We start from the raw sequence: 25,215 nt of genomic DNA, 5'->3' as shown, positions 1-25,215 counted from the left end.
ATGCGACTCGCCATTGCCTACGACATCAGCGGCGATGCAAACCGACGACGCGTATACCGCACCCTCGAGCGATACGGCGCATGGAAACAGTACAGCGTGTTCGAAATTGAGGTCTCAAAAACTGACCGTGTCGAACTTGAGGATGAACTCGAGTCCCATATCGATCCGTCTGATGGTGACCGAATCCGGATATATCGCCTCTGTAACGCCTGCCAGGACGCAACGACGGACCTTGGTGCGAATCAACCAGGCAAATCTTCGAACGTGATTTGACTGGGAGCCTTCGTGGACCTTTATTAAGTCCGTGGACAGCCCCTATCCACGAACAACTGGTACTAGATCACGAGTTGAGGAACGCTTATTTACCTTTTACACCGATGTTAACCCCCTGTCGCGACGGAGAGAAAACCCAGCACGGGATTGAAACTAGCCAGACGCGAGTGTCTTCGGGGACCATCTGCTGGTGTCGCGACGGAGAGAAAACCCAGCACGGGATTGAAACGTTCGACTCCCGACAGAGTCCGAAGGGTCTCTTTTGTCGCGACGGAGAGAAAACCCAGCACGGGATTGAAACGTCGCGATCGTCTGGCCCGCGTCACCCTCGATCGGTCGCGACGGAGAGAAAACCCAGCACGGGATTGAAACTTGTCGGAGTCTTTCGGTCGCATAAGCGGCGCTTCGTCGCGACGGAGAGAAAACCCAGCACGGGATTGAAACTCTTTGGGACGTCGATCGTTGAGGCAATTTCTGATGTCGCGACGGAGAGAAAACCCAGCACGGGATTGAAACAGCCAGACGCTATTGACGAGTTCTTAAACGATGTCGTCGCGACGGAGAGAAAACCCAGCACGGGATTGAAACTCGGCGACGACGTCGACGAGTGCCCCGAGTGCGGGAGTCGCGACGGAGAGAAAACCCAGCACGGGATTGAAACTCACGTCACGGTCGCTGTTCGACGATAGTGAGGACGTCGCGACGGAGAGAAAACCCAGCACGGGATTGAAACACTCGCTGTCCCTCGATCTCGGCCTCGAGGTCGTCGACGGTCGCGACGGAGAGAAAACCCAGCACGGGATTGAAACTGTCAACCAGCCTCTCAGAACAATCCGCGTTAGAGCGTCGCGACGGAGAGAAAACCCAGCACGGGATTGAAACCAAGTTCGAGTCCCAAGCCCGTTTCTCCTTGTTTGGGTCGCGACGGAGAGAAAACCCAGCACGGGATTGAAACACAGCGATAGCCCCTCGAACCAGACCCTTTGCGAACCGTCGCGACGGAGAGAAAACCCAGCACGGGATTGAAACCGAAACGGCGATCTGCCGACACAGACCCACAAGGTTGTCGCGACGGAGAGAAAACCCAGCACGGGATTGAAACACGTAGTAAATCGTCTCGCTCTCAGTCCAGAGGATCGTCGCGACGGAGAGAAAACCCAGCACGGGATTGAAACTCAACGAGGTAGCCCTCGCCTTCGTCGTAGTCGCCAGGTCGCGACGGAGAGAAAACCCAGCACGGGATTGAAACAGCACCGAATCGGCCTCGGTATCAAGCAGATAGACCGGTCGCGACGGAGAGAAAACCCAGCACGGGATTGAAACAGTCTGTCACGCCAAGAACGCTTGAACAAGACACGGACGGTCGCGACGGAGAGAAAACCCAGCACGGGATTGAAACGTCCATCGAGTGACCTTCCGAGGCTGCGTTCCAGACTGTCGCGACGGAGAGAAAACCCAGCACGGGATTGAAACTCGTGCTCGAACTCCCACTCGTTCAATTCTGTGAAGGTCGCGACGGAGAGAAAACCCAGCACGGGATTGAAACATATCAGCACGGCGACGCCCGAAGACGACGCTACGAGGTCGCGACGGAGAGAAAACCCAGCACGGGATTGAAACTGAGCGTCCACATGGACGGCGATCGAGACGCCGAGATGTCGCGACGGAGAGAAAACCCAGCACGGGATTGAAACGGTGGGTTTGAGGTTAGCGTATCCGGCGTGCCCGCCGGTCGCGACGGAGAGAAAACCCAGCACGGGATTGAAACTCATCCAAACTCGCAGAGTAGACGACCCCGTCGCTCGTCGCGACGGAGAGAAAACCCAGCACGGGATTGAAACAGTATTCCCATAACGTAGTTTGACGCCAGCGATAGGTCGCGACGGAGAGAAAACCCAGCACGGGATTGAAACGCTCTTGCAGCGCTGTTCGGATAGGCAACGGACTCGGTCGCGACGGAGAGAAAACCCAGCACGGGATTGAAACCGAAAGAGGATGTGGACGTCGCCTCGATCGTGTCCGGTCGCGACGGAGAGAAAACCCAGCACGGGATTGAAACCGCCGTACTTCGCCGCCTGGCCGGTCGTGCCGTCGGTCGCGACGGAGAGAAAACCCAGCACGGGATTGAAACAAGCTGATCTTTGGTCACTTCAAGTTCCGCGAAGTCGTCGCGACGGAGAGAAAACCCAGCACGGGATTGAAACGTGTCCCAGTAGACATCGCCCTGGACGTCGACCGTGTCGCGACGGAGAGAAAACCCAGCACGGGATTGAAACTCCATTGTGGTATCCGGCCCTGTAACCTAGTTCCCAAGGTCGCGACGGAGAGAAAACCCAGCACGGGATTGAAACAAGAGGATCTGCAGGACGCCGTCGAGGACCGGCTCGGTCGCGACGGAGAGAAAACCCAGCACGGGATTGAAACAGTGTCGGACCATACCGAAGACACGCTGAGAGTCACGTCGCGACGGAGAGAAAACCCAGCACGGGATTGAAACTTTCTGACGGAGCCTGGCTTGCATTTTCGTAGACCTGTCGCGACGGAGAGAAAACCCAGCACGGGATTGAAACTTTCCAGAGCAACGATGGCCCAGATCACTCGTCATGTCGCGACGGAGAGAAAACCCAGCACGGGATTGAAACGAAAAGGCACGGTTCACACCCCCCCAGAGCGGCCAGGTCGCGACGGAGAGAAAACCCAGCACGGGATTGAAACTATCCTGCAGCCGAAGCGCGCTCAGGTCCGGCGGTCGCGACGGAGAGAAAACCCAGCACGGGATTGAAACATTGCGACTTTCGATTGTATTCATTGGGTATCACGCTGTCGCGACGGAGAGAAAACCCAGCACGGGATTGAAACCCTCGGCCGTCGCGAGACGCCAGTTCGCCGGCAGCGTGTCGCGACGGAGAGAAAACCCAGCACGGGATTGAAACGATGTATGCCTGCTCGACTTCCTGTTCCGCTTCGATGTCGCGACGGAGAGAAAACCCAGCACGGGATTGAAACGTAGCGCCCGCGTGCGCCGTCGTACGCCGAGGGATAGGTCGCGACGGAGAGAAAACCCAGCACGGGATTGAAACACGGTCCTCGCACCACTCACCCACACGCTCGCGAACGGTCGCGACGGAGAGAAAACCCAGCACGGGATTGAAACTTGTCTCTCGAGAATCACGGAGGTCTGTCGACCGTCGCGACGGAGAGAAAACCCAGCACGGGATTGAAACGCAGCGTTCAGAATCGCTTTGATGTGATTCGAGTCCATGTCGCGACGGAGAGAAAACCCAGCACGGGATTGAAACCCGCAGGTCGAGCGCCGGCTATCGGTCGAGACGTGAGTCGCGACGGAGAGAAAACCCAGCACGGGATTGAAACATAGTTAATGGATATTGCGTGGACAATTGGCGACGTGAGTCGCGACGGAGAGAAAACCCAGCACGGGATTGAAACTTCGGAGTGCGGTCTTAGTTGTCACTACCGAGAGTCGCGACGGAGAGAAAACCTAGCACGGGATTGAAACATCGAGGCGCGACTACCTCACCGCGGGGTGGCGTCGCGACGGAGAAAAATCTAGCAAACAAATAATAGCAAACTTATATTTTAACGTTGGTACTGGCGTCTAGTGCCCCTTCAGCTGTGAAATGGGCCGTGGTGAATCGCCATACGGCACTTGATTTGGCTAGTTGACGGCACGCTTGATGTTGTAGACGACACACATCAGAACGATTTCACGGAACTCACGATACCAGCTTCGCGCACGCACGGCATCGCCGAGCGTGCGCTTGATCACCGAGAAAACGGTCTTAGACAACGCTCTCTGGCCGTAAAGAGTCTCATCGATCCGCGCGTTATGCGCGTGATCGATGGGGCGGAACTCTCGATGCTTGATCAGCGGTCTGACGCCCTCTTCTCGGAGTTTCTCACGTAATCGTTGCCAGTCGTAACCTTTGTCGGCGGCAAGGCTGTGCAACTCGCCCGCGTTGCGGCGGGCGAGTTGCCAGCCGATCTGCGTGTCGTGACGTTTCTCGGTTGTGCAATGAACGTCGAGGACAGCTTGTGACGCTGTATCGACGAGAGCGGTTGTTTTGAGCGTCTGAACCCGGTAATTTGTCCGGCGGCAGTAGTGTTTGCTGGCGTTTTCGCGGTCGAAAAACGTCGCGTCCATCGCTGCATGACCAGATGGCTCGTGCAGTTGCGCCGACAGGCGCAACAGCACTCGCCAGACTTCCATCTTGGTCCTGTCAAACGCTTTCACTAGCGTCGAGTGATCAGGGAGATCGGCCTTCTCAAGGCCGATCTCCGCCAGTATTTGTGGCATCTCGCTCAAGAGATCGAGCGCTTCGCGGTAGGATTTCTCCAAGTAAATCCGCAGACAATGCAGAGAAACGACGGCGTAGTCGGCGAATCCGCCGCCACCTTGCGGGGCGGCGGATTCGCCTCGGCCACCAACAGCACTTTTAGCCAACGTCACGACCTTCCCAGTGAAGCGGGAAATTTTGGACATGAACCATCCGCCGTTTCCCGCTTCAACTCCCTAGTTCTGACGGATCAACTCGACGCAGTCTGGCGATTCACCAGAGCCGTGAAATGCTAGATTCATGCAGTACAGCGCCTCCCAATTGATCCTAGCAGATCAAAACTGAAACCGCACTAGTAGCTTCCCAAGCGTCGAGTGACTAGTTCTCGGCCTCTTCGAGAGTCGGATAGAGTCGGTGTAGTTTCGTTCGAGCGTCCTCGTTTCTGAATTGCCAGTTGATCGTGACATCGACCTCATTGCGCTCGGCTTCCCACGCAGCGACCTCCGACTGGAGGGTCGCTGCGTCGGGAATGCGGCGGTTGAGACACTGGCTCTGGAGTGAACTCCAGACGAGTTCGGCCATATTCAGCCAGCTGCCGTGCGTGGGCGTGTAGTAGAACTCGAACCGGTCGAGATACTCGCGTGCTGTTTCGGGCGGGAAGAACCGATAGAACGCGGCGGGATTGTGCGTGCTGAGGTTGTCCAGGACTACCCGGATGCGGTCTGCATCCGGGTAGTCGTTAGCGATCGCTACCATGCAGTCGATCCACTCGGACGTTCGTCGGCGTTCCGTCACGTGAAGGCGACACTGGCCGGTCAACGGCTCAGTCGCAACGTGGAGCATCCGGGTTCCGTTGCGTTCGTAGTGGTGATCCGTTCGAGCGACCGCTCCCGGTGACGCCGGGAGCGGGTCGCGGACGTGCTTGCGAAGTTCCTTGCTGGACTCGTCGAAACAGACGACTGGACGGCTCTCGTCGTATGGTTCTTCGTACAGCGAAAGGATCGTTTCCATCCGATAGACGAACTCGGCGTTCTCTGTGGGTGGAATCAGCCAGTACTCAGAGCGGTGTGGCTTCAGGTCGTTTTTTTAGACGCTGTCGGACAGCTTCCTCGGAGATCGAGTCGAACTCGATCTCCTCGAGAGTAACAAGACGGTCGGCGAGCAGGGCGTACGTCCAGCGCGTGCGGCCGTCTGGTGGCTCTGAGCAGGCAAGTGCAACGAGGTGAGCTTCGGCTCGGCCGTCGAGTTTCGGCTCGTAGTCACGATCGGGCTTGCGGCGATGAATCGCCGCAATCCCTCGCTCGGTGTACGCTTTGCGCGCCCGATGGGGTGTCCCGACCGAACAGCCGACGTGCTCACAGATGGCCGCATCTGTGAGCCCGTCGTCAGCCTTCAGAAGGATCCGTGCACGGGTGATGGCCTCTGCTCGGTGTGTGCCCTTCGTAACGAACTCCTCGAGTTCAGCACGTTCTTCGTCAGAAAGATCGACAGTGTACTTCTTTCGGCTCATTCCTATAGATACGTGCCCAGAGGATATAACCTAGCTGTCCACGGTTGGGACGGTACTAGGTTGTCGGAAGAACCAAGGACTCCAAACGGGATCACGGTCCAGCGACGCTGTCGACTCCTCTGCCAATATCATCGCCGAACCCCCATTTCATAAACTATGATTAAAATACAGATATTTCCAAAGACATAATCCAAATAAATGATCAAATGTAGGAATTTCACAATCGGATGGCTTCAAGGCTTATTACTTTTGAAGTGGAGTCAATAGCCAGACGAATCTTTGATGAGTTTGTTTCTTACACCACTGGGTGTCAAATAATCGAATTATGGGTAATTTAAAGTGGGCTCGCATAGTGAATCCCATTATGATCTAAAACACCCAAAATCGGTCAAAACCCTGTTGGAACCATTGGTTGAGGCCCAGGGTTCCAACAGAGATGTTGAATGCACGCCCCCAGGGACGTACACTGGAGTCCCGGTAGCCGTGACTCCATTCTCCAATCGTACACCTATCGGTAAATAGCATACGGTAAATGGAGATGTTCCTGAGGAGTATGGATAATAAAGACTTAGAGAAATGCTAGAAACCAATCACCAAGATAAAAAACAAGCCGAAACAAGTGATGAGATTAGATTTGTTCCGGAGTCGATCCGGAACGATCTCTCATACCGGCAGCTAAACGAACTGGAGAGCCATTATCAAGAGTACTGGACATGGTTACAACAGACCGGAAAAATTCCTCAACGCAAGGTAGGGTTTGCACCTGGCTCAGTGTCTGATCAGTTCCATCGAACAACGCAATTCCATCGATGGGTATGGGCCCGTACTGAAACAATCAGCAGACGAATCACCCATGCGCATGCTGATGCGTATGAGAAGGCGCTTGCACAGGACAGGATTCAAACCAAGAACGAGAAACCGTATGCTGAAGGAAGTAAACGCAAACTCCAGCAAGCGGTGGTGAATTATTTCAGATTCAAATCAAATCGCACTGGTGAAGAGCCATGGACACCGAGTCTAACGTTCACTCAAAGTGAGTACGACCAAGCGGATTACTTTAACCTGAAAGAACGGGATCGATTGTATGAAGCAGCGCTTACGTACGACGATGTTGGGAAATATGATAACCTGTCGCCTGAGACTCGAGATAGATACAAAGCCTACTTCGCTCAAAAGCTTGGAAAGCCGAAGGCAGAAGTCACTCCAGACGATTTCGAACGCTCCAGAACTAGCTGGAAAATTCCTTCCTTGGTGAGTGTCGCCCTCGATCTCGGAGCCCGCCCTGCGTTCATCTCGAGGTGTTCCAAACTGTGGTACAAGCCAGAGACAGGGGTATTCCAGATTCCAAAAGATGAATCGCCGAAGAACGATGCATGTTGGGAACCTGGCTTGAGTACCCGATCAGTTCAGGCCACGAATAAGTGGTTACGCCAGCGCGATGCTATGCCGAAATACGACGGCATTGAGACGCTCTGGCTGAACCGAGAAGCAAACCCGTATCGGTCAGACTCATTGAATTACCTACTAGATCAGCTCCTTGAAGAGGCCGGGATCAATCAATCAAATCGAAAGATAACGTGGATGTCAATTCGCCGGTCTACGGGAACATATCTCACTCACTTTCGGTCTCTGGCCTACGCGAAAGAACAACTCCGGCATAAATCCCGACAGTCCACTCTTCGATATGTCGAGATTCCAGTGGAGGCACGTCAGAACGCGCTCGACCAGCTCAGCGAGCATTCAGTCGCTAAGCTGGGAGACACTCAGGTGAATTCAATCGACGATAAATCAGTTTCTTCTTCAGAGGTGAGGTATGATGACTAAGTCGACCTCTGCTTGTAGATATCTTGTAGAGCTACCGACCGGGGATAGTTCGACTGTAAGTTGCAGCTCAATCGTTGCTCCATCGTCAGAGCGCGATAATAGAAAAATCGCCAGCACAGTGACCAATGTTGTTTGGAAGACGAATAGCCGGCAGAACTGTAACAAGATGAGTCACAAAATGTGGTTACAGCCATCCTGCAGAATTGACCCCGATGAGTACAGCAGATTCTTTCGGGAAACAAGAAATGAACACGAAACTCATCCAATACTGAACGGAGGGGAAGTATATTGACTGATTCATTTCAGGGAGAACCCAACGTCACTGAAAGTACCCAGAAGAAACGGGTAAATATCACTATCTACCCTAAATTACACAATAGAGCGCAGAATCATGCCGAAGAACGAGGAACGAATTTCAGTGGTCTTGTTGCACAGTCGCTCTATGACTATATAGGTCCTGGAGGAAATACGGCCCAACAAGATGACATTCGGTCAGTTGTCAAACGATTAGACGACCTTGATGCTGAGACGGACGGTATCGATGAGAAACTCAATCAGATCATCGAACTCGTTGAGAGAATCGCAGCACAGTTGGGGCCAGCGGAGGATCATATCGCCGATCAAGTTGAGAAAGAACTGAAGATCGCAGATCATCCGCTTTCCATTCCTGATCTATCTGGCCGATTGTCATTGTCACCGTCAGACGTCGAAGCCGGACTTAGACACCTTGAGGAGCAATTCGTGGTGCAACGCATAGATTCAAAAGGTGAAGAAAGTGACACGACCCGCTGGAAGCTACAAAAATAACAATGAGCACTAATCCTCAAACCCCACCAATCCATTCGCTCGTACGAAGGAGCCCCGACCAGAACGAAGAAGAGTTCCGAAATAACCTTGAAAACGGATTAACTGAAATATTTGAAAGTGATGAGATTCTTGATTATGCACTTAGATTAACTGCAAGAACAAATGGTAAAGTAATAGCAGATAAGTTGTACAAGTATAGAGAATTTGAGAATTTCCTCGCGGCTAGGTCTACTTCAATCACTCAGGCGGAGAAGTCAGACATTCGTGATTTTTTTGACTCTCGAGCACGGGAGGGAATTACTGTCGAAACACTGGATAAAGAAATATCGACTTTAAGAGCATTATACGGGCATATCAAAGATGAACTGGATAAAAGTGTTCCTTCAATAAATATCAAGGGTGAAGAATATGCGGCGAAAGTACCCAGGTCCACCGAGCGAAAAGCGATTAGTCGGGAGGAGGTCCGGAAGCTCATTGATGCTGCAAATGGAGTACGAGATACATTGATTAACGCTCTTTTTTATTATACGGGCCTACGAAGGTCTGAACTATCGGAATTGAATGTAGAAGATGTGGACAGAGATATTAGAGAGATACTGGTACGGGATGGGAAAAATTCGAAACCGAGGACTGTTCCTTACTCAGCGGAATTAGACCGTTTGTTGGACCTCTGGATCGACGAGATCCGACCGGACAGACCAGGGGCTTCAAAACCGGCCCTGTTCTTAGGAGAATCAGGACGAGGTTTTGGTGAACGCCTTGGCCCGAAAGGGTTTTATGATATTGTCATGGAGAGTGCTGATCGGTCTGGTCTACAAGAAGTAATAGGCACAACTGCAGATGGTAGAAACAAATACCGAATCACTCCACACATATTACGTCATAGTCTCGCAACTCATATGGTTGAGGATGGGGTGAACCTACGCTATATTCGAGATATATTGGGGCACAGCTCGATTGAAACCACCCAGCGATACGCAAAGGATAGAAAAGAAACTGTATTTAAATCATATCATTCTGATTTCGAAGGTATATAAGGAAAAGATCTTATCGAACTATTGTGGATTGGCATTTTCTATGCCATTTACCTGGACAGCCAAAAATCAGATGACCCACAGATGGATGTGTAGGATATACACACGATTGTTCTGCTTAGGCACATAAGCATTTTTATCATGTGTATTTTGTACACACAATCTTTCGTTTTCATATAATGTTCAAAGAGGAGAACCAATTAGGAGACGACGTGGTACCAGCGGACCAAGTTGAATAAATATGCCCCATAGCTGTTCCACCGCAGCCTGGTGCTCTGCCACATCTAAATCACCTAAAGAGCAAGTGGATTGCAACGGTTGATCTGAATTTGGTAGATCAGAACTCAAGAAGTGATCATCAGCGTCAATTTGAATCATAAAATATTGTTCTACCAGTTTCGCAGTAGACAAGTGATCGAATCCTCGGAGCGTTGCAGACGTGATCGGAGAGACCAAGAGGCGAGATCTGAGCAAGTGAAGAGTGTGTTCTGTAGGGGTAATGATCGTTAAATCAGAACGACGGTGGGGTCGTAATTCATCCAGAAGCGCGCTGAGCAATTCGGTTTCTCGCATGGGAGAGCCGATCTCCATCGATTCGAATTGTAGGATATTCTGAGTATTGGCAAGGCCGACCTGCCACCCCGAAATGTACGTCTCTTCCTCCTGACTTGGAGTTTCCAATACGAGGAGGAGCCAAGATCCCACGGAGTCATCAGGTTCGGCGAACCACTGTTTCTCCCCAAGCATCTTTACTCACTCCCGCGAGCTCTGTTCTTTCGGAGTCGGTCCACGAACGCTCCCCTGATCAACCGTTACTGACTTGCAGTTCGGGCACTGGATGGGTTGACGAGGTTGGCCCGGTTCGAGACGTCGCCACGAGAACTCGTCAGTACATGATTGGCATCTCCACTTGTGAACTTCGAACTCTTTCGCTAACTCGGGAAACTGGTGAGCTATTGTCGGGGTCAGCTTCACATCGCCACGGTGAGCCTCGAGGTGAGTGACAACCTTCTCTTCGGGGTACTCGTGTAACGGTAGGAAGCCTCGAGGTGGGCTATCTTCACCGATCCCATCCGTTTCTTTGCCGCACCGCTCTCGATAGGAACAAAACTGGCACTCCCAGTCGAATTCCGGGTCAGCCGGCGGGAGTCGATTTTCGATCCGACACTCGCTGTGGGATGCGGCCCAGTCAAGGACGCGCCGTCGCCAGAACAGCGGATCGAACTCACAACGGAACACTTTCAATTCCAGCGTCGTTCGATCCACATAGACGAGCAGCGCGTCGGTGATCCGCCGATCAAACTTGTCGGTCAACCCGTACATGTAGGCGTGTACCTGTGCGAGGTGGTGAGCGTTTGGTGATTCAAGGTGGTCAATCGAATCTTTGGTTTTGACCTCGGTTAGCAAAATTGGGACGCCATCCTGATCAACGAACGCGGGGTCGGTTTCGCCTCTGAGTCGTAACTGTCCCGTACGAGATTTAATTGTAAAATCCACCCAGATTGAGTTTTGAACGTAGGTTCTATCCCCCAATACAGCCTTGAAAAATGGTATAATCAGTTCGGTTTCAACATTTTCGCCAATCCAGAAAATCCCTGACGGGTCAGGAGTCTCTTTCGGAGCGTTGTGTTGACGATAGTAGAGTTTGCGGTGACACTGTAAGAGTTGGCTTGGGGTATGATACAAGGGTTCTCGTGACGGGCTGGGGCCATTGAAATACGACTTACCATCTTGTACATTGTCCGCAAACTCCTGGGCGCGATACCAGCGCTGGAATGACGTATTTTTCACCCGTTGGGTAACTTTGTTGATTGTATTAGAAACTTCTTCATTCGTGTACTCCGCCGTGAGTAATTCATAGAGCGTTGGAAACTGTGTCTGTTCACTTACCATCTCGGATGACCATAATCGTGTCCGTGGTGAAATGGTGTAGTTATAAACACAATATTTTGTATCTATGACCACAAAATATTGGGGCTAAAGACAGGTTATGCTGCCCTCTTAGGTTGCTCTTTCTTGTACGGAGTTCCTAATGCGCCCCCGGGTAGATTGGATGACTCAGGCGGACGAACGGATTTTAGAATTTCTTTTTGAGAAAGATATCGTAGCATCGCCTACAGTCATCGGAGCAAATATTGATTATACTGGGGAATACGTCTCCCGGCGTTGCAGAAAGCTTGCCGAAGTGGGTCTAATCCAACGAGTTGATGCAACAAACTATCGAATTACAGAACTAGGAGAGGATTTTCTCTCAGGAGATATCAATGCTGATGAGCTGCATCTAGATGAGTAGTCTTGCTCATCATAGAATCGCTATTGCCGTTCAGCCACCGACTTGAGGAAGTGGACCAGACCGAGCCTATTGTGCCAGATTGGTCGTGGAGCCAATCGCCGGGATTTACGAGCTATATATCTATCAGGCACTCCGACAAGTTGAGTTGAGATATGACTCAAAACTCATAGCCATCGTAGATGATGGAACGTAGCCACGTTCTGCGTGTTTCACATAGCATATAGATCTTGTTTATTTCTCAAGCTAACGGTCACCTGTGCCAACAACCGATCGAATCCTCGAGAAGCGTTCTGTGACAGGTTCTACTCGAGACTGGCGTAGCTACTTGGTTACCTTTCACCGAGCGGATTCGGGAATCTCCGATACTGGGGTAGGGGCTGAGGTTTATACAGGAGGAGGCAGCCAATGCGGGCGATGTCTGATCGAAAGCGAGATGATCTGTTGATCGCAGTCGCGCTGACAGAATTTAGTGTTCAGTACGAAGGTGTGGATCCAGAACTCTCGAGGAGGGCATGGTTGTTAGCAGCTGATCGGTTGCTCGAATACGAGGTTGAGCCTCGAGAGGCAATCAATTGTCTCGACATTGGCGGTTCGAGTAATTCCTGATAGCCGTTTACTGACACCGCTTTTCAAATAAGGGATCAGCGGATGTCGACACCCAGGAGTTAGTCACGGTTTCAGAAGTAGTCGATCCGAACGGGTTGTATGAGAACGAGACGATCTCAACTCGTGGTGGAATATTTTCGTCGCGATAAGTGAACACTGGATATCCGCGGTCTCCACTTTAGCGCCGTCGATTCAGTTGTCTGTTTTCAGCTCTCGAGCGAATCCTCAGCACTCCGCTCAATGATTTCTCCACCGCCGATATCCAATTCCTCCTCCAGCTCAGCGAGAAGACGCGTTCCTTCGGTGTGAAGCTCTTTGGCTCGCTCGAGGGAGAGTCCACCGTCCTCGAGCTGGGCGATAATCTCCTCGAGTCGATCGGTCTTGTCTGAAATCGATGCATCGGCCGGTATCTCTGAACTGTCACTCATAGTATCTCTATCACTGTCTCAAAGGAGGATGTAGCCGAGTAACACCACCAGCAGAATGACGAGCATCACGATGATGATGCGCTGTAGCCGCTGGGACTGTTCGTACTCGCTCGCAACTTCGGCTTTCTCCTCTTCGTGGGCTTTCTGCTGTTCAAACGACTCGAGTGCGTGATCAAGCTGATTCTCGAGTGTGGTGAGTCGCTCAGTAGCGACGGTCTCGAAGGCGTGATCGAGTTCCATCGAGTGGGTCGCGAGCACAGAACTCACGTGCTGGGTGTAGACGCTGTCCAGTTCCTGCTGTGTTGTTCCGAGCCGGTCTCGAACCAGCCGTTCGTATGCGCTGTTCAGTCGCTCGCCAGCGGTCTGAACGGTGGCCTCGAGGTCTTCCTTCTTCGGGACGATCTCGCCGGCGTGGGTGGGCGTCATGACGCGTTTGTCAGCGACCTCCTCTGCAAGTGTCCGGTCGTCCTCATGGCCGATCCCGACGACAATCGGCGTGGCCGTGTTGTGGATAACGCGGCAAAGCGGCGTTTCGTTGAAAACGCGCAGATCTGTATCTGCTCCGCCACCGCGGGTAACCACGATCACGTCGATCTGGGCGTTATCGTCAAGTACGCTGATCGCTTGCATCATCGACAGCATCGCGTCGTCGCCCTGCACGGTCGTATGCTGGATGCGGATGTCGACGTCGGGATGGCGGTTATGGATACTCGTGACGGCATCCTTTCTCGCGTCGCTATCTGCGCTCGTGACGATCCCGATTCGATGTGGAAACTCAGGAAGCGGTTGTTTCGCGTCTTCGGCTAGGAGGCCATCCTCCTCGAGAAGCTCTTTGTTCTCCTGGTACGTTTGGTGGTAGGCTCCTTTCCCGACTTCGACGAAGTCCTCGACGATGAGAGAGACGCTTCCCTTTGCCTCGTAAAACGAAAGATCACCTTTCACGGCGATCTGCGTTCCATCGTCAATCGAGACGGCCAGCGACTGCAGCCGGTAGCTGAAGATCACACAGTGGATCGTAGCGTCGGCATGACCAAGGTCGAAATGGGCGTGGCCGTTGCCGGAGACTCCATAGTCGGATACCTCCCCGAGGACGTAATCGTACTGCAGGTCGCTTGTCTCTTTCAGGAGTGTCGCGATCCCGTCATTGAGGGTGTCCACGAACGCGATGTTCTCTGTCTCGAGTGTGTCCTGGTGGGCTTCGATAGATGAGGCTGTGTCTGCGTCCGTCCTCGAGTCTGTGCCCATTGAGTTGTTCCTGTTCGCATCAGTACAAAAATGCTAGCCTTCGGTCGACCTCTTCGGTCTCTGTTGATGGCGATGCAGCGACCAATAACCTCGCTGGGACTGGTGGGATTGCTCGAGTGGCTTTGATGAATTGGCTCTTCCTGATTCTGGTGTAGGGGACAGTCGAGAGGGTTTGAAGGTGGCTACGTAGGCTAGTGCTCGTTCCTGAAGGTTCGACTCTATTGAAACCTTCGGCGGATTATAAATATCGACTGCTGAATGTGGAGCCAGAGCATGAGTCCAACACGATCCTTTATCGCGACGGATATCAGGGGTATTACCGACTGCCGGTGCCATATTCTTCAAGTCAGTGTGTCGTACGCCGGGAGTAGCTATAATTGATTTTGGGTTTACAGTTCTTGTATGCAGTCTCACACTGTAACAGGTGGTGAAGGTGCCAACCTGCACGTTGACGAAACCGGACAGGCAGACGGACACTCCATCTTGTTCATTCACGGGTACAGTCAGTCACGACTGTCATGGGACAAGCAGATGCACTCAGATCTGGCGGACGAGTATCGGCTGCTGGCGATGGATATTCGGGGCCACGGAAACTCGGATAAGCCGAAGAATGCTTACAACCGTTCGTCCGTATGGGCAAACGACGTTCAGGCTGTCATCGACGAACTGGAACTCGACCAGCCCGTCCTCGCTGGATGGTCCTACGGCGGCCTCATTCTCTCGGATTATATTTCAGAGTACGGGACCGAACATATCGCAGGGTTGAACTTCGTCGGAGCAATCTCAAAGACAGGTACTGAGGATGCTCTCGCTGTTATCGGCGACAAGTATCTCAATCTCATTCCCGGATTCGAGTCAACAGATACGCAAGAAAGCGTCGACACTCTCGAAACGTTCGTCGAACGGTGCGCCTATGATGAACTCAGTCCGCAGGATCACTACTATTTCCTCGGCTTCAATGCAGTCGTCCCACCGCACGTGCGAGAGGGGCTCCACACACGAGAAGTAAGTCACGATAGCGACCTTCGAAAGGTCGATGTCCCGACGCTGATCACTCATGGAGAAGAAGATATCATCGTTTTACCAGCTGCAGCCGAGGAACATGCTGAACTGATCGAAACTTCTGAACTGTCATGGTTCCCCGAGACAGGACACTCGCCCTTCTGGGAACAGCCCGAGCGGTACAATCGTGAGCTTCGAGAGTTCGTCGAAGGACTGTAGGCCGGACATTCGAGTGGGCCCCAATAACGAGCGACACGCCGTCGCGACGCGACGAAACAGACGGTCGTCGCCGAGTGCAAAAACTGTGGCGTCGCTGGCGGCCGGGAGCGTCGCAATCTGCTGGTGGGCGATACGGCGGAAGAGACAATTTGTTACTCCAACTAGATTCTTCGACCCGGCGCTACGAGAATCAAGCAGGTAACAAAGCCAGCACGAAATTGAGGACTTCCCCACGGACCAGATGGCACGAATTCCAATGGCCTAATCAGACCGGTTCTTTCTGCAAGACTCTCGTCATATATTCCGGACGAAGTACTGGTTATCTCCTGAGTCCGATAGAACATCCAATACACACCACGCATCGGTTTGCTCACCGGACGAAAGGAGAGCCAACTCTACATGAGATATTCTTCGACTCCCTTAATTCACATACCGCTCTTCCCATTCTCGCCGATCTTCAATCGTTTCGAATCCAGCGTCCGTGATCGCATAGTAATTCGTTCGCCGATCAAGTTGCCCTTTCTCAACTACTCCCTTGTTGACGAGCGTATCGAGGTTCGGATACAGTCGTCCATGATTGATCTCGCTCGCATAGTACTCCTCTATTTCGTCTTTGACTTCTTGGCCCGACGGTTGATCGGCACCAGCAATGACATACAGCAAGTCACGCTGGAACCCAGTCAAATCATCCATAGTCTGATCACCATGGGTTGAGTAATTGTAATCACCAGGCTGATTGACTTTTAAAATGCATCTACCCGTGCAGGTAGTTTTTAACGCTGTTGTAACTCCCAGTGTAAAATGCGTCCATATATCGATCCTAGATTTGATAACGAGATAGCCAGTTCTCCGGATCATGACACGCGACACGTCGGAATCTGACACCTCTGAAGCCGGTCGATTGCCGAATCTTGTAACGATTGTTGGACGTGGTGTTCCATCGAATTTTGAAATCTCTGTAGCTGGCGAGCTCGAAATGCTTGCAGATGATCCATTCGAAGAGGGAACGGTCGTTACGAAGTCAGCCGTTGAGGGTTCGATTGATACCGGTGTGCAACGATTCCGATTCTCTGGAGAGTTAGCCAATATCAGTGTCGTTGACTGGAACGGTGTTGAAGGAGCAGCGTCTCCAAGTACACCGACCGTTCACGTCAATTATGGCGTTCAGAATCAGTAAATAACGACTCCGATCAAGAGACACCCTACTATCATCTATTGTGACTGTGCCGGGTTGATCAAGAACTTCTCTGAAGGACACATACGCCCTGAATTCAGCGGAGGCTGGAAGAGTAGTGAGTAGCGTGTTAATTAGCGATGGTGCGCCTGCCGGAGTGCATCTGCGGTCGCTGTTCCGGAAATTCGGATGTATTTCTGGGCGGTGGCGAGATCGCTCCACCCCATCAAGGCCTGAAGCGGAACTGGCGCAACTCCCTGATAGGCGTGATAGCTCGCGGCTGTTGCTCGTAAACAGTGTGGGTAGACGCGCCCCCGAAGATCGGCAGTCTCCGCAGCTTCGTTCACCCGCCTATTGATCGTTGAGCGCGAATGTGGAAACGAATCGTACCGATTGGCGAAGCGTTCGAGACACAATTCGAGACGTAACGACAGGTCGAACGGGATCGCCCGCGCGGAGGAAACCGTCTTTGGGTGCCACCGTGACTCTACTGCCTCGTCCTCGGTGAGGTCGTCACAGTGGTTCGCTTCCTGAGTTGCTTGGCGACGACAGTACCCACAGGCACACGGCTCGTGCTGTGGAATCTGGAGAAGTTTCCGATCCCAGTCGAACCAGTCGGTAGTGAGATGTGAAATCTCGCCCCCACGGAGTCCGAGCCGACCTGCGACCAAACAGATGAATCGTGCTTGGAAATCACGGGGACTGGGTAACTCCGAACAGGCTTCGAGCAACAACTCGAACTCCCGGTCGGTGAGGACATCTTCGTGAGAATGTCGTGTCGTCAATGCTCGTCGATGTCGCTTCGCCCACGTTGATGACTCAGACTGATGCTGTGTCATTACAGCCAGAGATGTGCGCGGTTCCCAGAGAAACTATTCAAAATCGAGATTGTTCGACAGTGCTGAATATAGAGGGTCCATGCAGCACTCGGTCACTGTCGATTTCATGCTAGTTCTCGTGAGTGAGCTGTTAAGGAGATCTGCGCAGTGACCACCGGTATTTCTATCGGAATTAACACCGAGGTGCAAAGATCTTACAACATTCTTGAATCATTAGGGGCCCTGCACCGAACAGTGCCACTAATAAGCGGAAGAAGAGAGAGATTGGTTACTCCCCCCTGACTTTTATTCCCCGTAAGTCTATTAGTGATTGCAATCTGTACGGGAAACTGATCATGGCTGAAACACGGCAGGCGTCATTAACCAAGACCTTAGATATCGACCGGTTAAGAGAGGTTGGTGCGAAAATTGCGGGGCTCCCGGAACGAGAGGAGTTCAAAGATAAAATTGAGGACGATCTCTGGCAGACGTTTACGGGGAAGCAGAATCCTGGGAATTCTGTGGCTTATGAGTCTTTGTCGGAGAAAAGCAAATCGGTCATTGGATATGTAGAAGGAGAGGATGATGAGCAATTCATTCCGTGGTGGTTGGTATCTTTTGAGTGGAAAGCCAGTTCTAGGGGAGAAGAGATCACTTTAGATAGAGGAGATGACTTTGATGATGAGTTGTCGAAGTTGGAGAATTTTGATCCGAAAGCTACGGAGATTCACAAACCGAGTTTCCGAAACCCATACAATAGACAGACAATCTTAGATATCCTTGAGGGCTTTAAGTATTTGTTTAAATCTCTTGATGAACGGATAGCTATTGAAAGTAATTCTACCGATTTATCACTTCCATCCAATATTTTTGAGATAGAAGAGGATTCGATTAGTACAACCTCTAGTTTTGAGTCTTGGTTCAACTCACTAATTGGAGTTTGTCCTCCAGTCAATAGCGAGCTGACTGCCTTATTGATGGTGAATACAGGTGTTCAGCGGGAAGCTGTAGAAGACGTGGTTCCGTCTGAGCTGTTAGAAAAGATGGATGAGTTAGAGATTTCTAACGGCAGAATTTTTGAGAGGGAATATCAGAAACCCTTAGAAGAGATTTTAGGTCTGAGACAGGTGTTCGATCTAGTTGTTCCAGGCACGGAGAAGTTCGATGAGTTGGGTGGTCTTGAAGGGTTGTTCTATGAGAACTGGGCGAAGAATTATTCCGGTAATCAAGAGATAGACCAGTGGATTAGCCAAGCCGATGATTGGAACCCAGATTCGTTAGATGAGGGTCAAGAGCCTATTTTTGGAAGTATTGCGTTTTCAGCTCCGCTCCGTCTCAAAAGAAGGAAACCGATATTCGCAACATTGGGACTATATTCTCCCAACTCTGACAAATCGGGGTATTACAGTAGACTGAAGCGACGAGAGGTTGCAGATGTTATGGAGGCTAACGGATATCTTAAAGAATGAGTCGAGATTCTGAGGAGAAACCGCGGGAACCTATTGATGGAGATCAGGAAACAGGAGCAAGTGAACCAAGAACAGGGCAAAGCTCTATCTCAGGGGAAGAGTCAGGCGAAGGTAGTCCATCTGATTTGAAGGACATCCAAGTTAAACTGGTTGATGAGGTGTTAGAGGCGGAGAAACAGCAGGTCCACGTTGATAGGCAGATCAAGCCCGAAACAGATATTTCACCAACGGGGGTAACCGGGTTAGAGACTCTTAGTAAAGACAATATAGATATTTCAAAAATCCGCCACTCTGTTGATCAACGAATCGCCCCCCAGAAAGATATCACGGCTACCTGTAATCAACTCACGATCCCGGTTACAAAGGGTTTGGAAGCATACACGGTTTCACACACCGATATCAAAACGGTCTCCCCCAATCAGAAGTTAGAGGAGGAAGAAGAGTTCCAATTGGCGACTCTCCAAGAACTTCTTTCAGATAAAATCGAACACTCAGTGAATCACCATATGATCCCCGCACAACAACAGTCACAGAGTAGAGAACCGATGGAATTGGATAAAGAAGACCCGGTTTTTACTTGGGGCGGAGGATCACCGTACAGTTCTGGGAGACCTAAGTTAGTCCTCCATCGAAGCACTGAGAACTTAGACACACTCCCATTTCTCCAAGTTCTACTGCGTGATACCTACAAAGAAATCGAGGGAGGGGAACCGGGTGCGGAGACAGTTGAGTTTGTGGCGAATGAGCCTCGGATTCCACAGGTCCAGAAGAATATCGTCACCTTGGATTTGACTAACGGCGAGTGGAAGTCGAATATGCGGGGTGAAACCCCGGTTATCGAGCGAAACGACGTTGATATTGTTTCCACTCTACGGGAAGTCTCTTCCACTCTCTATACCGGAGAACTCGGATATTTCGTTGTGAATATACCGGATGAATGGGAAGGCGACCTGCTCCAAGGTGATTTCTTTGATAGACTAGTTAAGCGGGTTGCAGAAGCAGGTCTCCCAGAAGAGGAAGAGTCAGAAGGCTTTTTTGAGGTATTACAGTCTTCACCGGTGGTTATCGCAGACCCGAAAGTTGAGGACAAGAGTGAATTGATCGAAAGCGTTGCTCGTTACTTTTCCATCAACAGTAGTCCAGATCGTTTTGTTAGCGTTGACCAAGTAGAGCAGGTTAGGGAGCGAGCACTGAAAAGGAATGACTGGAAACGGATTGCTCTTACTGAAAGACAATCCTCTGGGAAAGAAAGCGATGAACATTACTTCTGGAAAGCCGCAATCACTGAGGGTTTAGCCTGGGAAATGCAGCAATACTTTGAGACCCAGGAGCGTCCAAATCAAGACGATCAATCCTTTGAAGGATTTGTTAGAGACGAGATATTAGAGAACAGGATTATTGAGACAGAGAAAGATATGGGTGATTCAGATGAGGAAACGGGGATAGAGCCGGATATTTTTATCAAGTCTTTCTACCAGAACTGGGTTGAGGACGGTACCAAGAAGTTCCTCGATCTGGATGAAGATATAACTCAGGACGTAGCCATTGAATTTGAAACAGGTCGAAGTGAGGGAGCATTCAATTTCCGAAAAGTACGGGAGACTCTGGAGAAGTATCCGGATGCTGAAGCCAGTAGGAAGATGATCTGTCTGGTTCTCCCTACCCGCCTCTTCTTCAGAGGCGAAAAAAGGGCACAAATGATACTTGACTTAGTGAGTTCGTGGGACAAGGAAGATCCCGGTCAGAATCTTTCGGCAGAGGTTTTTGTCCCGGTATTGGAAGACGGCTATTGTCGAGGCTTGGAATCAGCAGATGAGGTTGTAGATCGTCTCTACAGGGGTGAGGAGAGATGAGCGAGCTAGGTGAACGATCAGATTTTGAAGAACTTCGGAGAGGAACTGGGTTGAGGACACGTATCTCTCTTCAAACCGGCGACGGTGCTTGGATTGATCGTTCTTCGCTGACTGGCGATGGTCAGCCAGAGGAATATATTCTTGATGTAGAAGATGAAGGCGAACCTCGTTATACACTACAACCTGAAGAAAGTGAAGAGAGGGTTGTTGGATGGGGGCGTTTTGTTTTCCCGATCAGACGGAAGGTTGAATCGGATGAGGAAGAAGAGGTCAGTGATGACTTGAAAGTAGTCATCGAAGTCTCTGATAGCGGTGAGGTACCAAAGACTACGCCTTGGGACTCGAAATCTGAGGTTCGTTTTGCTTCTGACTTGCTGGAGAAGGAGAGTGGGTACGACCCGGTAAATGCGGATAGAGTTGCGGGGTTGGAAGACGAGAAACAGAAATTAGAGCGGTTCTTAAAAGAGGCAGAGGAAGATTGGGGATTGTCTGAATCAACGGGGATTATCTTAGAAGGTCCTCCTGGTACAGGAAAAACGGAGTTAGTTATGGAGGTATGCCAGGAAAAGTATGGATCTATACCTGTCACAATCTCTGGACCTGAAATCTTGAGTAAGTGGGTTGGTGAATCAGAGAGAATGCTTCGTGAGAAATTCGATGAAGCTTGGAGTACAGAACACAAAGTACTGTATATCGATGAACTAGATGCAATCGCTCAGTCACGGAGCGAGGTCTCCGAAAGTTATAGTGCCCAGATAGTCGCTCAACTGCTAGTTCTTTTGGATGGAGTTGAGTCGAAAGAACAGTCCGATGACTTCGAACGGGCGCTAAAAGTGGTAGCTTCCACGAATCTGTCTCACGTCGTTGATCCTGCTCTTCGACGGCCTGGAAGACTTGGAAACCGTCCGATCCAGTTTAGTCGTCCTGACCGAACCGAGAGAAAAGCAATTCTCCATCACTATTTGGAAAACGTGTACGTCAGTGAAGACGGACAGCTCAGCAAAGAATTGAAACAGTTCGTAGAAGGGAGGGACTTGGAGTACCTGAACCCCCTAATTAAGGAGACTGAGGGATTTACTGGAGCAGATATAGAGGACCTGATCCAAGAAGCGGTAAGTCGTCTTTCTGAAACCAGACAGGAGATACTGGGCCGTGAATTCTTGAAGGAGGTCATTGACGGCGGTGATTTCAAAGCTGGACAAGATTTCTCTGAGAAGGAGCTTTCACAGCCCGAATTACAAGCAGAGGGGCACACCGATGTTGATTATTCTTCAGAGCAACCTGCAATCCATTATTTGGACGCTGAAGACCCAGCAGAAGTTGCGAAGATGTACTTTAGAAAAGTTAACCAAGAAGAAAAAGAACGAGACTTGACGTATAAGTTCCGAAAAGTTAGTCCAAAAGACATTTTGAATAGTGATTCGGTACGAGCACGAGAAGAAACCGTCCAAGCATTTCAGCACCGAGAAAACGAACGAATTGCTCTGTATCTAGAGAATGCAGGGCTACTAATACGAGGTAGTGAAAGATCCTCACTGATAGACCGTCTGATCGGAATCATCAATGAACAGTTCCTCCTGTGGGAAGAAGAGAATCTACTAATTCTACCGAAATCAGCCTCAAACATCCTTGAAGAAGTCAGCCAGATATACCAAGATTAGTTAGGCGACTCAATCCTTAACTTCGGTAGGAACTCATACGGATCTTCCAATTTGGTGTAAGCCGGTGTCAGAATGATTTTGCTGTTGTTGACGTAGAAACAGCCATTCGCTACTAACTCCTCAATGTAATCCGTCTTCTTATCGTCAGTTGGCGTGTCACCGGTTATAATTGAGTAAAATCTCCAGAGAACATCGTTGTCAGGTTTGGTTCTATTGCTCCAGACGCCAAGGTCATATCCTCTAATAGCTGTATATGCGAGAATTCTTGACTCCGGACTAAGGGAATTCAGGTTCTCTCGGACTTCTTCAGCAAGTTGTGCAGCAATTTTCTCAGAGAAAGCGTCCTGAATCACTTTGTCCAAGTCAATATCTATGTCATCAACAGTGATTTTATCGAGACGTGTGGATTCCTCTTCTGTTCGGAGTTCAATTTGAGCACCGTAACTACTGGATTCGCTAGTGATAGAGTTGTATGCTGTTATCTCAGTAAACTTTTCTTTGAATTTGGCAAATCCTTGTCCGGATCTATACCGTAGCCGGAGATTGCGGTTGATTTGCTCTGTCTTTAGATGTTCAGCAGCGAGATAGGCTGCTTCTGCGACCTCCGGACTATCCTGGCTATCCTCCATAAGATTAAGCACGTCTTCTTGTGTTACCACATTATCCACCTCTTATCTCTAATGTGCGATCCCGAAATTGAAAATATTGGCTACTTCATCTCTCGTCTTTAACAACGTCTACGATCGACCGTATCCCTTATTCTCCGAAGAGTCGTGAAGAACCGCTATCCAAATAGGTGAATAAGCTGATATTTGTCGGACTCCATAGCCCTGATCTTCTAACTCTTTGCCTATCTTCCGGCCTTACTACTCAACCAAGCCATCTGACCAAGTCAGCCCCAGTTATTCCCCTTTATTTGATTCGGTGCTATGCTGAAGATGCGCTGTGTATTCACCTATGGAAATTCTGCCGATTGATCAAACCACGTTTGCCAAGATAATTCTTCGGGCGACGAGGACTTGCTGTAGTTTTCTGGCGTAGAATCGACAACCGGCGAACCGATAGCTACTGAAACAGCCATCAGGCGGGGGACTTCTTGTTTGCGAGAGTAATCACTCACGCTGCCGCCAGCCGGCCAATGAGCGCCGCCCCGGCGGCGCTCAGGCACTCACCCCTGGTGGATCGTACACCTCCTCACGGTCAAGCATGTGATACATTGATACCAGCAACTTCCGAGCGGTTGCCACAATCGCTGTTTTCGAGTTCTTCTTTCGAGCTAACCGGTTGTAAAACCGGCTGAGATACTCGTCTTCGCACGTATGAACCGCACTGTACGACGCTTGAACGAGCAACCACCGGACTCGTCCTGATCCTCGCTTCGAGATGCTCCCCTCAAACCGCGAGTCGCCAGACTCGCGGATTATCGGGTTCAGCCCGACGTAACTTACGACCTCTTTGGCCCGATCAAACCGGTTGACCTCGCCCAACTCCGCGTAAATCGTCAACGCCGTAAAGTAACTCACACCAGGAATCGTCATCAGGAGCTGGGTCTCTTTCAGAGACCCAGCCCGCTCCTCGATCTCTGCTTCTAACGATTCGATCTGCTCGGTGAGCACCTGAATCAGTTCCAGGTACGACTCCAACAACGCGTCCCACGGTGCCGGGAGCGAGAGTTCCGCCAGGAACTCTCGTCCCTTTACACTCAACGGCTTTACTTCCCGAGTGATGCCGTGGTCACTCAACAGGCCATGGATCTTGTTCGCGTACTCGGTCCGGTTCTCAACGAGCTTCTGGCGCCCGCGCACAAGTGCGCGGGCTTGCCGAACCTCGTCGGTTGGAACGTAGCTCTCAGGAACCGATCCTAACCGAACCATCCGAGCGAGTTGTTTGGCGTCGACGCGGTCGGTTTTCTTATCCGAGTCGGAGATCAGCTTTAATTCGCCTGGATTGGCGACAGTCACATCCAGATACTCTGAAAGAGTATCGTGGATGTGGTAGTAATTGCTGGTCGCTTCAAGCGCGGCCTTGGACCCAGCGTACTGCTGGGCAAAGTCGTCGAGGTTCGCGTTTTCGACGCGAACCTCTTCGACGATCTCACCGTTTTTGTCCAGTACTGCGATCTGTGAGTACCGCTTGTGTACGTCGATTCCAATGAACATTGGACTCACCTTGGAACGCCGGTGCGTGAAACAGAGATTCACCTATACGGGCTTTCCCGACTGCCGCCGGGAGCGGCAGTCGGGCTGTGATGCCCAGGACTCGGCTTCCTACGCACTCGGACCAGTCAGCACCACGTGCTCTCGGGCACGGAATACAGCTCGGTCTCTTGCGTCCCATACTTGTTTCACGCTCTCATGGGATATAGCAGAATTTCCATCGAGTCAGCACGACGGTACTTTCAGCACGACGGTACTTTCAGCACGACGGTACTTTCATACAATTTGAATTATGTACTGGGTTGTGAAGGGGAAAGAGCAGGACCATCAAGATCCAAATTTAAAAATAAAATTTTGAGAGAGCTAATTAGGTGAATCGGGATTGCCTAACAGGCAATGAACTGGTGGTTTATGTATGTGCGTGGTGTTCAACCGGGTGCCACAGCCCTCTATCAGGGAAAACGTGGAAGGGATCGGAGCAGTTTGGGTGTCTAAGCCGTTCGAGTCGGGTTGGACTCTCACGGCAATGACCAGGGTTCGAATCCCTG

At 50.9% G+C, this 25,215-nt stretch carries 22 protein-coding genes and 1 CRISPR repeat array; of the genes, 11 read left to right on the top strand and 11 right to left on the bottom strand.

The window, feature by feature from the left end; translation table 11 throughout:
• Nucleotides 1-273, top strand: coding sequence for a CRISPR-associated endonuclease Cas2 (gene cas2, locus AArc1_RS06825; RefSeq protein ID WP_117363666.1), 273 nt, complete (start codon nucleotides 1-3; stop codon nucleotides 271-273).
• Nucleotides 274-390: 117 nt separating this feature from the next.
• Nucleotides 391-3,790: direct repeats of the CRISPR family, unit length 37 nt; unit sequence GTCGCGACGGAGAGAAAACCCAGCACGGGATTGAAAC.
• Nucleotides 3,791-3,949: 159 nt separating this feature from the next.
• Here the strand turns inward: cas2 and AArc1_RS06820 are convergent.
• The 3 genes from AArc1_RS06820 to AArc1_RS19300 form a co-directional block, all read right to left on the bottom strand.
• Nucleotides 3,950-4,774, bottom strand: a complete 825-nt coding sequence (locus tag AArc1_RS06820; protein ID WP_117363665.1) for an IS5 family transposase — start codon at nucleotides 4,772-4,774, stop codon at nucleotides 3,950-3,952.
• A gap of 172 nt (nucleotides 4,775-4,946) precedes the next feature.
• Entirely contained in the window at nucleotides 4,947-5,615 is a 669-nt protein-coding gene (locus AArc1_RS19305; protein ID WP_267130102.1) for an IS630 family transposase, read from the bottom strand.
• Between the two features lie 10 nt (nucleotides 5,616-5,625).
• Nucleotides 5,626-6,078: a helix-turn-helix domain-containing protein gene (locus AArc1_RS19300; protein WP_228442402.1), complete on the bottom strand. Its 453-nt coding sequence runs from the start codon at nucleotides 6,076-6,078 to the stop codon at nucleotides 5,626-5,628.
• Between the two features lie 576 nt (nucleotides 6,079-6,654).
• Here AArc1_RS19300 and AArc1_RS18450 point away from each other — a divergent pair.
• The 3 genes from AArc1_RS18450 (at nucleotide 6,655) to AArc1_RS06805 (ending at nucleotide 9,746) form a co-directional block, all read left to right on the top strand.
• Nucleotides 6,655-7,902 carry a site-specific integrase gene (locus tag AArc1_RS18450; RefSeq protein ID WP_133412330.1) on the top strand — a complete coding sequence of 416 codons (1,248 nt, stop codon included), beginning with the start codon at nucleotides 6,655-6,657 and terminating at the stop codon, nucleotides 7,900-7,902.
• 288 nt (nucleotides 7,903-8,190) lie between these two features.
• Nucleotides 8,191-8,709, top strand: coding sequence for a hypothetical protein (locus AArc1_RS18445; RefSeq protein ID WP_133412329.1), 519 nt, complete (start codon nucleotides 8,191-8,193; stop codon nucleotides 8,707-8,709).
• Between the two features lie 2 nt (nucleotides 8,710-8,711).
• Entirely contained in the window at nucleotides 8,712-9,746 is a 1,035-nt protein-coding gene (locus AArc1_RS06805) for a tyrosine-type recombinase/integrase (RefSeq protein ID WP_117363663.1), read from the top strand.
• Nucleotides 9,747-9,926: 180 nt separating this feature from the next.
• Here the strand turns inward: AArc1_RS06805 and AArc1_RS06800 are convergent, their stop codons facing one another.
• Both AArc1_RS06800 and AArc1_RS06795 read right to left on the bottom strand, forming a co-directional pair.
• Nucleotides 9,927-10,490: a hypothetical protein gene (locus tag AArc1_RS06800; protein ID WP_117363662.1), complete on the bottom strand. Its 564-nt coding sequence runs from the start codon at nucleotides 10,488-10,490 to the stop codon at nucleotides 9,927-9,929.
• Nucleotides 10,491-10,496: 6 nt separating this feature from the next.
• Entirely contained in the window at nucleotides 10,497-11,636 is a 1,140-nt protein-coding gene (locus AArc1_RS06795; RefSeq protein WP_117363661.1) for a CRISPR-associated protein Cas4, read from the bottom strand.
• Nucleotides 11,637-11,775: 139 nt separating this feature from the next.
• On the opposite strand from AArc1_RS06795, the gene AArc1_RS06790 reads away from it, so the two are divergent.
• Both AArc1_RS06790 and AArc1_RS19295 read left to right on the top strand, forming a co-directional pair.
• A complete protein-coding gene (locus AArc1_RS06790; RefSeq protein ID WP_117363660.1) occupies nucleotides 11,776-12,036 on the top strand; it encodes a MarR family transcriptional regulator in 261 nt (86 codons plus the stop codon).
• 414 nt (nucleotides 12,037-12,450) lie between these two features.
• Nucleotides 12,451-12,642 (top strand): hypothetical protein, encoded by a 192-nt coding sequence (locus tag AArc1_RS19295; protein WP_228442400.1) that lies wholly within the window; start codon nucleotides 12,451-12,453, stop codon nucleotides 12,640-12,642.
• 206 nt (nucleotides 12,643-12,848) lie between these two features.
• On the opposite strand, the gene xseB is transcribed toward AArc1_RS19295, so the two are convergent.
• A complete protein-coding gene (gene xseB / locus AArc1_RS06780) occupies nucleotides 12,849-13,070 on the bottom strand; it encodes an exodeoxyribonuclease VII small subunit (protein WP_117363658.1) in 222 nt (73 codons plus the stop codon).
• 18 nt (nucleotides 13,071-13,088) lie between these two features.
• Complete coding sequence (gene xseA / locus AArc1_RS06775) at nucleotides 13,089-14,315, bottom strand: exodeoxyribonuclease VII large subunit (RefSeq protein ID WP_117363657.1); 1,227 nt, start codon at nucleotides 14,313-14,315, stop codon at nucleotides 13,089-13,091.
• Between the two features lie 402 nt (nucleotides 14,316-14,717).
• On the opposite strand from xseA, the gene AArc1_RS06770 reads away from it, so the two are divergent.
• On the top strand, nucleotides 14,718-15,536 hold the full coding sequence (locus tag AArc1_RS06770; protein ID WP_117363656.1) for an alpha/beta fold hydrolase: 819 nt from the start codon (nucleotides 14,718-14,720) through the stop codon (nucleotides 15,534-15,536).
• Nucleotides 15,537-15,956: 420 nt separating this feature from the next.
• Here AArc1_RS06770 and AArc1_RS06765 read toward each other — a convergent pair whose 3' ends face one another.
• Nucleotides 15,957-16,229 carry a PadR family transcriptional regulator gene (locus AArc1_RS06765; protein WP_117365804.1) on the bottom strand — a complete coding sequence of 91 codons (273 nt, stop codon included), beginning with the start codon at nucleotides 16,227-16,229 and terminating at the stop codon, nucleotides 15,957-15,959.
• Nucleotides 16,230-16,392: 163 nt separating this feature from the next.
• On the opposite strand from AArc1_RS06765, the gene AArc1_RS06760 reads away from it, so the two are divergent.
• Nucleotides 16,393-16,713 carry a hypothetical protein gene (locus tag AArc1_RS06760; RefSeq protein WP_117363655.1) on the top strand — a complete coding sequence of 107 codons (321 nt, stop codon included), beginning with the start codon at nucleotides 16,393-16,395 and terminating at the stop codon, nucleotides 16,711-16,713.
• Between the two features lie 131 nt (nucleotides 16,714-16,844).
• On the opposite strand, the gene AArc1_RS19660 is transcribed toward AArc1_RS06760, so the two are convergent.
• Nucleotides 16,845-17,549, bottom strand: coding sequence for a tyrosine-type recombinase/integrase (locus AArc1_RS19660; RefSeq protein ID WP_117363654.1), 705 nt, complete (start codon nucleotides 17,547-17,549; stop codon nucleotides 16,845-16,847).
• 335 nt (nucleotides 17,550-17,884) lie between these two features.
• Here AArc1_RS19660 and AArc1_RS06750 point away from each other — a divergent pair, with 335 nt between their 5' ends.
• From AArc1_RS06750 to AArc1_RS06740, 3 genes are read left to right on the top strand one after another with little or no spacing between them, the layout of a single operon-like run.
• Nucleotides 17,885-18,997 carry a hypothetical protein gene (locus AArc1_RS06750; protein ID WP_117363653.1) on the top strand — a complete coding sequence of 371 codons (1,113 nt, stop codon included), beginning with the start codon at nucleotides 17,885-17,887 and terminating at the stop codon, nucleotides 18,995-18,997.
• On the top strand, nucleotides 18,994-20,850 hold the full coding sequence (locus AArc1_RS06745) for a hypothetical protein (RefSeq protein WP_133412328.1): 1,857 nt from the start codon (nucleotides 18,994-18,996) through the stop codon (nucleotides 20,848-20,850). The genes AArc1_RS06750 and AArc1_RS06745 overlap by 4 nt, the downstream gene beginning before the upstream one ends.
• The gene (locus AArc1_RS06740; RefSeq protein ID WP_117363651.1) at nucleotides 20,847-22,511 is read left to right on the top strand and encodes an AAA family ATPase; all 1,665 of its coding nucleotides are present in this window, start codon (nucleotides 20,847-20,849) and stop codon (nucleotides 22,509-22,511) included. The genes AArc1_RS06745 and AArc1_RS06740 overlap by 4 nt, the downstream gene beginning before the upstream one ends.
• Here AArc1_RS06740 and AArc1_RS06735 read toward each other — a convergent pair.
• Nucleotides 22,508-23,170, bottom strand: a complete 663-nt coding sequence (locus AArc1_RS06735; RefSeq protein ID WP_133412327.1) for a hypothetical protein — start codon at nucleotides 23,168-23,170, stop codon at nucleotides 22,508-22,510. The genes AArc1_RS06740 and AArc1_RS06735 overlap by 4 nt on opposite strands.
• Nucleotides 23,171-23,671: 501 nt before the next feature.
• A complete protein-coding gene (locus AArc1_RS06730) occupies nucleotides 23,672-24,670 on the bottom strand; it encodes an IS110 family RNA-guided transposase (protein ID WP_117363649.1) in 999 nt (332 codons plus the stop codon).
• Between the last annotated feature and the right edge of the window lie 545 nt (nucleotides 24,671-25,215).

Source organism: Natrarchaeobaculum sulfurireducens, assembly GCF_003430825.1.
GTDB lineage: Archaea > Halobacteriota > Halobacteria > Halobacteriales > Natrialbaceae > Natrarchaeobaculum > Natrarchaeobaculum sulfurireducens.
The sequence above is the reverse complement of the archived record's forward strand: the minus strand, read 5'-3'. Positions and strand labels throughout refer to the sequence as shown.

Excerpts from the sequence above, each read along its gene's own strand:
- cas2 (WP_117363666.1), top strand. The coding sequence starts at position 1 with ATGCGACTCGCCATTGCCTACGACATCAGCGGCGATGCAAACCGACGA.
- AArc1_RS06820 (WP_117363665.1), bottom strand. The coding sequence starts at position 4,774 with ATGTCCAAAATTTCCCGCTTCACTGGGAAGGTCGTGACGTTGGCTAAA.
- AArc1_RS19300 (WP_228442402.1), bottom strand. The coding sequence starts at position 6,078 with ATGAGCCGAAAGAAGTACACTGTCGATCTTTCTGACGAAGAACGTGCT.
- AArc1_RS18450 (WP_133412330.1), top strand. The coding sequence starts at position 6,655 with ATGCTAGAAACCAATCACCAAGATAAAAAACAAGCCGAAACAAGTGAT.
- AArc1_RS06805 (WP_117363663.1), top strand. The coding sequence starts at position 8,712 with ATGAGCACTAATCCTCAAACCCCACCAATCCATTCGCTCGTACGAAGG.
- AArc1_RS06800 (WP_117363662.1), bottom strand. The coding sequence starts at position 10,490 with ATGCTTGGGGAGAAACAGTGGTTCGCCGAACCTGATGACTCCGTGGGA.
- AArc1_RS06795 (WP_117363661.1), bottom strand. The coding sequence starts at position 11,636 with ATGGTAAGTGAACAGACACAGTTTCCAACGCTCTATGAATTACTCACG.
- AArc1_RS06790 (WP_117363660.1), top strand. The coding sequence starts at position 11,776 with ATGCGCCCCCGGGTAGATTGGATGACTCAGGCGGACGAACGGATTTTA.
- AArc1_RS19295 (WP_228442400.1), top strand. The coding sequence starts at position 12,451 with ATGTCTGATCGAAAGCGAGATGATCTGTTGATCGCAGTCGCGCTGACA.
- xseB (WP_117363658.1), bottom strand. The coding sequence starts at position 13,070 with ATGAGTGACAGTTCAGAGATACCGGCCGATGCATCGATTTCAGACAAG.
- xseA (WP_117363657.1), bottom strand. The coding sequence starts at position 14,315 with ATGGGCACAGACTCGAGGACGGACGCAGACACAGCCTCATCTATCGAA.
- AArc1_RS06770 (WP_117363656.1), top strand. The coding sequence starts at position 14,718 with ATGCAGTCTCACACTGTAACAGGTGGTGAAGGTGCCAACCTGCACGTT.
- AArc1_RS06765 (WP_117365804.1), bottom strand. The coding sequence starts at position 16,229 with ATGGATGATTTGACTGGGTTCCAGCGTGACTTGCTGTATGTCATTGCT.
- AArc1_RS06760 (WP_117363655.1), top strand. The coding sequence starts at position 16,393 with ATGACACGCGACACGTCGGAATCTGACACCTCTGAAGCCGGTCGATTG.
- AArc1_RS19660 (WP_117363654.1), bottom strand. The coding sequence starts at position 17,549 with ATGACACAGCATCAGTCTGAGTCATCAACGTGGGCGAAGCGACATCGA.
- AArc1_RS06750 (WP_117363653.1), top strand. The coding sequence starts at position 17,885 with ATGGCTGAAACACGGCAGGCGTCATTAACCAAGACCTTAGATATCGAC.
- AArc1_RS06745 (WP_133412328.1), top strand. The coding sequence starts at position 18,994 with ATGAGTCGAGATTCTGAGGAGAAACCGCGGGAACCTATTGATGGAGAT.
- AArc1_RS06740 (WP_117363651.1), top strand. The coding sequence starts at position 20,847 with ATGAGCGAGCTAGGTGAACGATCAGATTTTGAAGAACTTCGGAGAGGA.
- AArc1_RS06730 (WP_117363649.1), bottom strand. The coding sequence starts at position 24,670 with ATGTTCATTGGAATCGACGTACACAAGCGGTACTCACAGATCGCAGTA.